Source organism: Pseudomonas edaphica (assembly GCF_005863185.1).
GTDB classification, from domain to species: Bacteria; Pseudomonadota; Gammaproteobacteria; order Pseudomonadales; family Pseudomonadaceae; genus Aquipseudomonas; species Aquipseudomonas edaphica.
In genome coordinates this window covers 1-6,953 of record NZ_VBVZ01000328.1, presented here as the reverse complement: position 1 = coordinate 6,953, position 6,953 = coordinate 1, and the positions used below count along the sequence as shown (strand labels likewise).

Sequence of the window (6,953 nt, the reverse complement as noted above, 5' to 3'; positions counted from 1 at the left end):
CCGGCCAGTCAGGTGCCTGCTCCGGTGCGTCCTTCAAACTCTGTTCGAACGTGCACCGTTGTCGCATCAAGCCGGCGACCCATGGCTGTACCAGGCCCAGCAACGCAATCTGCTGCTGGCTGAAGCGGCTACTACTGCCTAGCGACAAGCTCAAAGTGCGGCTGGTATCCAGTTGCACATTGATATGAATCTCGTCGGCGACGACATTCAATCGAAAGTAGCGTTGGTAATACTCTGTCTGCTCGAAGCACTCCGGCGCGACGTCGTCCAATTGGAAAAGGCCGCTTTGTGGTTGTTCGCGGTTGGCCAGGTAGAACGGGTCCAGCTGGTACAGGCCCTTGAGGTAGTCTTGGAAGAGTGAGTCGGTCTCGTTTCCCTCTGCGGCAGACTCGGCAAGCACCTGCGGCCTGCCCGTGCTGAATATCAGCACCACCCAGTTATCCACCGGTACGTAGCGCCCCAGCAAACGCGTCAACGAACGCCAGAAGTCAGGACGGTCCAGGGCTTCGATCAGCTTGCCGACCGCGTCATGCCAAGCTACATCCTGCAGCGTCAGGTTCATTTCACTGCCCATCGATGCTCCCTTTGACATTATTGCTTGCCCTTGGTCGTGCGCCACTGGCTCGTGTCACGCGTGCACATCCCGTGTAATACAGGTCAGTCTACAGACCGTATTCGCCGTTGTATCAAACGTTATGTGAGTACCGGTTAATTTTGTAGGATCTATCTGATGCCTTGTTAGGATTCGTCTAGGACTAGGCATGGATTCTTGCGATTGTTGCTGAGGGTGTACTGGGTAAACTTAGCCGACTCTTTTATAGGGTCGATTACAAGTATTAACCTCCTGTACAACCTAAAGGAAATTGATTGTGGCTATCCAAAAAAGGCATATTCTGGCAGCGGCTATCACCGCGTTGATTACAACTTCCGCTTTGGCGGCAGACGGGACTATCAATTTTACTGGTGAAATTACTGCTGCTTCCTGCAAAGCCTCTTCCGGCGCCGGCACCAGTGTCGGTGGAGCCGCCGGTGCGCAGGTAATTGAAGTGCCTATGGGCAAGGTCAGTATTGACTCTCTGAGCACCAAAAATCCTGGGATTGTTTCAGGTACGGCGATTAATATTAATCTTGATTGTGGTAATACCGCTGCTGGGTTGACCACTGTTAAGGTGATGTTCGACCCTAGCTCTGGTTCAGGTGTGGATGGGTCGAATAATAACTTGCTCAAAACCACCGGTACTGCGAAGGGCGTGGGTATTGGTATCTTTGATAGCAGCAATAACTTGATTAATCTGGCAGGTAACGGCTCTTTTGACGCGCCGTTAGTCAAGGCCGGTACTGATCCAGCCTTCACGTATACCGCTAATTTGAATATGCGTGCCTCTTATGTGGCTAACGGTGTTACTCCGATTGTGCCTGGTCCAGCCAATGGCACGCTGCCATTCACTCTGACTTACCAATAAGTCTTTCATTAGAGAAGCATATTCATGCTTCTCTACTTTATCGCAGGTAACTAAATGAAGAACGCGTACTCCAGGTATTGGCTGGCGGGGATAATATTGCTCTTCAGTGGTATCGCTCAGGCCGGTATTACATTGGGCGGCACGCGGGTTATCTACCCGCAAAAGCTCAAGGAAGCCTCCATCATGGTCAAGAATGACGCCGACAGGGACATCATGATTCAGTCTTGGTTGGAGCCGGATTCAAAAAATACGGATCAGGATGTACCGTTTGCGTTAACCCCTTCGCTGAGTCGCTTGGGCGGCAACAAGCAACAAAGCCTGCGCATTTTTTATGCGGGGAAAGGTTTGCCCTCAGACAAAGAATCGGTGTTCTGGCTCAGCGTGCAGGAGATTCCCCAAAAGTCTGAGGCCAATAACACTTTGCAGATTGCAGTGCGCCAACGGATCAAGCTGTTTTATCGGCCGACGGATTTGTCCGGTACGCCTGAAGAGTCTGTAAAGTTTTTGAAGTGGCAGTTGCTAAGTGAAGGCGGAAAACGCTGGCTGTTGGTCTCCAACAATTCTGTTTATTACGCATCCTTTGGCGCTGTTTCCCTTGAGTATAAGGGGGCTCGTCACCCGGTCAATGCGGAGATGGTAGCGCCCGGTGCGACCGGTAAGTTTTTGGTGGAAGGCGCAGGTGCAATACCTGCTAATGCTCAAATTGTCGTTGAGTTTAATGCCATTAATGATTATGGCGTTCCGGTTAAGAATCTCGCCAATATTTCAAACTGAAGGGCTTTTTAAAAGAAGGCAGGCAGCGCTGCATCTTAAATAAGTCGAGCAGTAACGATTGAGTAATGAGGCAAGACTCTTATGTGGGCATTTTGTTTTGGGAGTTATTCTGGTACCCGTCCGTTTGGTCGTTTTGGCGCCTCTAGTCTAGTGCTGGCAAGTGCTTCCCTGCCACTTGCAGCCCATGCTGTGGAATTCAATGATGCTTTTTTGAACAAGCATGGCGCCACGGCCGAATTGAAGTACTTTGAGCAAGGAAGCACGATCGCCCCTGGTAAGTACAATGTCGATATTTACCTTAATCAATTTTTGATACTGCGTGAGTCCATCAAGTTTGTCGTGCAGGACGGATCGGAGGTCAAGCCGATCATACACCTGGGCCTACTCAAGGCGATTGGGGTGAACACTGCACGGCTTGAACAAGAGGGTGTCATCACTGCGGGCAGTGCCGACGATACCGTGATTGATCTGCCGGCGCTGGTGCCAGGTGCCGATATCGAATTCGATGTAACCGCGCTGGCGTTGCAGATCAGCATGCCTCAAGCTTACATAAAGCGACAGTCCAGTGGTTATGTCGATCCGTCTTTATGGGATAACGGCATCACCGCCCTGTACACCAATTATCAGACTAACTTCAGCCGCAATATCAGCCGTGGTTACAGTAGCGACTACCGCTATATAGGTCTGCGTAACGGCTTCAACCTGGGTGCCTGGCGCTTTCGCAATGAGTCGTCGATCTCCGGGGGCACCGGTATGCGCGACACATTCAACAGCAACCGTACCTATGCCGAGCGTGACGTCGTCAGCCTAAAGAGCAAACTGGCGGGGGGCGAGTTGTACACCCAGGGCGATATCTTCGACAGTGTGCGTTTTCGCGGCGCTCAGTTGACGTCGGAGCTCGGCATGCTGACCGATGATGAAGTCGGTTTCGCACCAGTGGTGCGCGGTATCGCTGAAACCAACGCAACGGTGGAGATCAGCCAGAACAACTACGTGATCTATTCGGCCAGCGTTCCGGCGGGTGCTTTCGAGATCAGCGACATTTACCCCAGCGGCTCCAACGGTGACCTGAGCATCAAGATCATCGAGGCCGATGGGCGCGAGCGTCAATACTCCCAGGCCTACTCCTACCTGCCGGTGATGACACGTCGCGGCAGTACCCGCTACAGCCTGGCCGCCGGCCAATACCAGACTGAAGGGCAGGCGGCGCCCAAGTTTACCCAAGGCACGCTGGTGTATGGCGTGACCGATAACTTCACCGGCTACGGCGGGTTACTCGCTTCCCAGGGTTACAACGCGTTGAACCTGGGCGTCGGGGTTAACTCGCCATGGGGTGGCGTGTCGTTTGACGTAACCAACAGCAACTCCAAGGATGTATCCGGGCGCAAGAACGTGGGCCAGAGTGCGCGCTTTTTGTATTCCAAGACCCTGAGCAGCACCGATACCACCTTCACCATGGTCGGCTATCGCTATTCCACCGAGTCTTTCCGCACGTTCAGCCAACATGTGGATGAACAGGATCGCTTCGCCACCCCTTATTACGGCCGACAAAAAAGCCGTTTTGACATGAACGTCAACCAGTCCCTGGAAGGGCGTGGGTCACTGTTTCTGAGTTTGGGTGAAACCAGTTACTGGAACGGCCAGGGTAGCACGCGGCGTTGGCAGTTCGGCTACAACGGCAGCTATGCCGACACCAGCTACAGCTTTGCCGTGTCCCGTACAGAGGGGCAGGGTGGCAGTCAACGAATCGATAACCAGGTGTCCGCATCCTTAAGTATTCCGTTCGGTGACAATCGTCGCGCGCAGCGGCTGTATACCAGCGCTACTTCATCGTCCCAAGGTGAGACGTCAATTCAAACGGGCCTGTCCGGCAACATCGACGAACAAAATACCTTGAGTTATTCGGTACAGGGCAGCAAAAGCAAAACCAGCGGTGCCTCCGGCAGCGTCGGTATGAATTGGGACACGCCTAACGCAAAAGTCAGTGGCAACTATGGGCAGGGTCGGGATAACAAGCATTTTGACGTCGGGGCGAGTGGATCGGTAGTGGTTCACAGCGGCGGGTTGACGTTGGGGCAACCGGTCGGTGAAACCTTCGCATTGGTTGAAGTACCCGATACCAAGGGCGTCGGCCTCGAAAGTGGGACTGCGGTGCGTACCGATAAAAAAGGCTATGCGGTCGTGCCCTATGCGCAACCCTATCGTTACAACTGGATCAACTTGGATACCAATACCTTTAGTAGCGATATCGAAGTCGCAGAAAGTTCGCAGCGGGTGGTGCCGACGCGTGGCGCCGTGGTTAAACGTCGGTTTGAGGTTGAGTCGGGGCGCAGGTTACAGTTTTCACTACAGTTGAGTAATGGTAAAAAAATTCCGTTTGGTGCTCAAGTTTATGGTGGGAGTGGGAATGTGCTTGGCGTCGTTGATAATACATCAAGGCTCCTTGTTTTCGGCGTGAAGGACAAAGGCGAACTCACTGTTGGTTGGCACGGCGGGCAATGTAGTTTTAGTTATAATCTACCGCCTGCAAAAAAAGAGTTTATGTATGAGGCTTTTGATGCTATTTGCATTGGAGATGATAAGTGAATTTGTTTTTTCAGTGCATGTGTTTTGTAGTTTTGTTTCTTTGCAATAATTGCGCGTGGGCTTACGCCAATTGCGAGAAAAAAGATATTAGTGCAGGGCCGGGCGTGAGTCTGAAAGTGCAACAAACGAAGGGGCAGGCTGGGCTGAATATGCTTTCGAGTGTTTGGCATGAAAGAAGCTTCCCTGATTTTTTGAATTGCAGTGAGACTAACCCAAGTTTGAAATTAGATATAGGCCTTAGGTTTGCCAAGGAATCTGTTGGCAAATATTTGTTTGACGGTAAATCGTATGCGCTGTGGCTTACTAATAATCCCAATATTGCTGTGATTTATGAGCACGCTTTTGCAGGTGAGGCTTATGTGCCTGTATATAATTATGATCGAGTTGCCATTCCAGGCAATGGCGGAATAGTGAAAAAAGGTTATAGCTATCGATTTCGTTATGTGTCTCTTAACCGATTGCCAGTTGGTGAGCTAGTAATGGCAGGTGTCTATGGATTTTTTTGGCTATCAGTTTACGAAGGGGGTACTCCCATGTTTACCGCTGATTCAGCTTTACCCCCAGCTACCATTTCCGTGAACAATACCTCCTGCACGCTAAGTGCGCCATCTGTGGTGCGTCTAAAAAAGATTAATTTGTCGTTGCTCTCGTTAGTTGGAGAAACGGCCGGAACAGTAAATTTCCAGATTGGCGTGACGTGCGCCGCCTCCTATGCACCGTACAAAATTCTTTATGCGTTGGAGGATGTAAATGCTCCGAGCAATACAACTTCGAATCTAATACTAAACTCAGCAGGCAATTCGGCGTCGGGCGTGTCACTGCAAGTGCTTGATGGCGAGACGCCTGTGGTCTTCGGGGCTCAAACTTCGGCTACTACACTCAAAGGAGAGTTGGGGGATATGGGGGTTCAGGGCGGAGCTATTGGTAAACTCTTTGGTGTTCAATATATTCGTACCGGGAAAATGACACCAGGAACAGTAAACGCTGGAGTCACCGTAACCCTCTCTTATGAATAATTTTTAACTGCAGTTGCATTGGCGAAAGTAACCGAGCAGGTCTCAGTCGTGTGGTTGCAGAGCATGGAGGGGGTAACGGCTGTGACGTTCGGGGGCTGCTTCTCAGCGCACGTTAGACGCTATGCCTAAAGGCGCTGGGTCGATCAGTAAGCCCCTAAGCGTGCGCTACATTCGCACGGCCTTGAACGCACACTGAGGGCCGGTGAGCGCGGGAGTAACGATGATGTTGTCTTATGAAGGGGCTGCTTTCATCTGAGTATTATTTGATCTCACTACCCCCTGGGGGGTACCCCTTCGACGTGATGTTCCGCTTCGTTAGCGCCGCCCATACTCTTTCAGAACTTGCTGAACTGCGCGGAAGGATCACTGATGAAGATTGAATTGATGCAGTTAGCCGGCCGCGACGGCAATACGGCGTACAACGTTGCACGTGCTTTGGCGGCCATCGCCAACTGCAGCACAGATACCGACCTGCTGGTATTCCCGGAAACCCATTTGATGGGCTTCGTCGGTGGTGAACAACTGGCCAACGTCGCCGAGCCCCTGGAAGGCCCGATACTGCAAACCGTGCAACAAGCGGTGCGCGAGCGCAATGTGTCGGTTGTTATCGGACTGGTCGAATGTGATGCCGGCGGCTACTACAATACTTCGGTCTTGATCACCCCTGACGGCATTGCTTTGCGCTATCGCAAAACCCATCTGTGGCCCTCCGAGCGCGCCGACATCACGCCGGGCGATCGCTTCGTCACTACGCTGTGGAACGGCGTGCGTGTCGGGCTGCTGATCTGCTACGACATCGAGCTTCCGGAAACGGCGCGGGTACTGGCGCAGTTGGGGGCCGAGTTAATCATCCTTACCAACGGTAACATGGACCCCTACGGCCCGGTGCACCGCACCGCGATCATGGCCAGGGCCCAGGAAAACCAGCTGTTCAGCGTGATGGTCAATCGCGCAGGGCGGGGCGACGACGGCCTGGTGTTTGCGGGCGGCAGTGCGGTGGTCGACCCGTTTGGTCGCGTGCTGTACGAAGCCGGGCGCGAAGAAACCCGCCATGTGATCAGTCTGGACCTTGCTCAAATCAAGGCGGCTCGCAGGGATTATCACTACCTAACTG

The 6,953-nt window shown here is 52.5% G+C and carries 6 protein-coding genes; 5 read left to right on the top strand and 1 reads right to left on the bottom strand.

Annotation, left to right across the window (positions count from 1 at the left end):
* The coding region (locus FEM54_RS20270) for a helix-turn-helix transcriptional regulator (RefSeq protein WP_138452666.1) at positions 1 to 562 on the bottom strand (562 nt) is incomplete at its 3' end.
* Positions 563 to 869: 307 nt separating this feature from the next.
* Between FEM54_RS20270 and FEM54_RS20265 the strand changes: the two genes are divergently transcribed.
* The 5 genes from FEM54_RS20265 to FEM54_RS20245 form a co-directional block, all read left to right on the top strand.
* A complete protein-coding gene (locus FEM54_RS20265; RefSeq protein ID WP_138452664.1) occupies positions 870 to 1,463 on the top strand; it encodes a fimbrial protein in 594 nt (197 codons plus the stop codon).
* 54 nt (positions 1,464 to 1,517) lie between these two features.
* Positions 1,518 to 2,237 (top strand): fimbrial biogenesis chaperone, encoded by a 720-nt coding sequence (locus tag FEM54_RS20260; RefSeq protein ID WP_104912371.1) that lies wholly within the window; start codon positions 1,518 to 1,520, stop codon positions 2,235 to 2,237.
* Positions 2,238 to 2,318: 81 nt separating this feature from the next.
* A complete protein-coding gene (locus tag FEM54_RS20255) occupies positions 2,319 to 4,823 on the top strand; it encodes a fimbria/pilus outer membrane usher protein (RefSeq protein WP_133714332.1) in 2,505 nt (834 codons plus the stop codon).
* Positions 4,820 to 5,839 (top strand): fimbrial protein, encoded by a 1,020-nt coding sequence (locus FEM54_RS20250; RefSeq protein WP_138452662.1) that lies wholly within the window; start codon positions 4,820 to 4,822, stop codon positions 5,837 to 5,839. The genes FEM54_RS20255 and FEM54_RS20250 overlap by 4 nt, the downstream gene beginning before the upstream one ends.
* Positions 5,840 to 6,208: 369 nt before the next feature.
* Positions 6,209 to 6,953, top strand: a 745-nt coding sequence (locus FEM54_RS20245; protein ID WP_138452660.1) for a carbon-nitrogen hydrolase family protein, incomplete at its 3' end; no start/stop codon positions are given.

Coding starts and splice junctions, on each gene's coding strand:
- FEM54_RS20255 (WP_133714332.1), top strand. CDS start 2,319: ATGTGGGCATTTTGTTTTGGGAGTTATTCTGGTACCCGTCCGTTTGGT.
- FEM54_RS20260 (WP_104912371.1), top strand. CDS start 1,518: ATGAAGAACGCGTACTCCAGGTATTGGCTGGCGGGGATAATATTGCTC.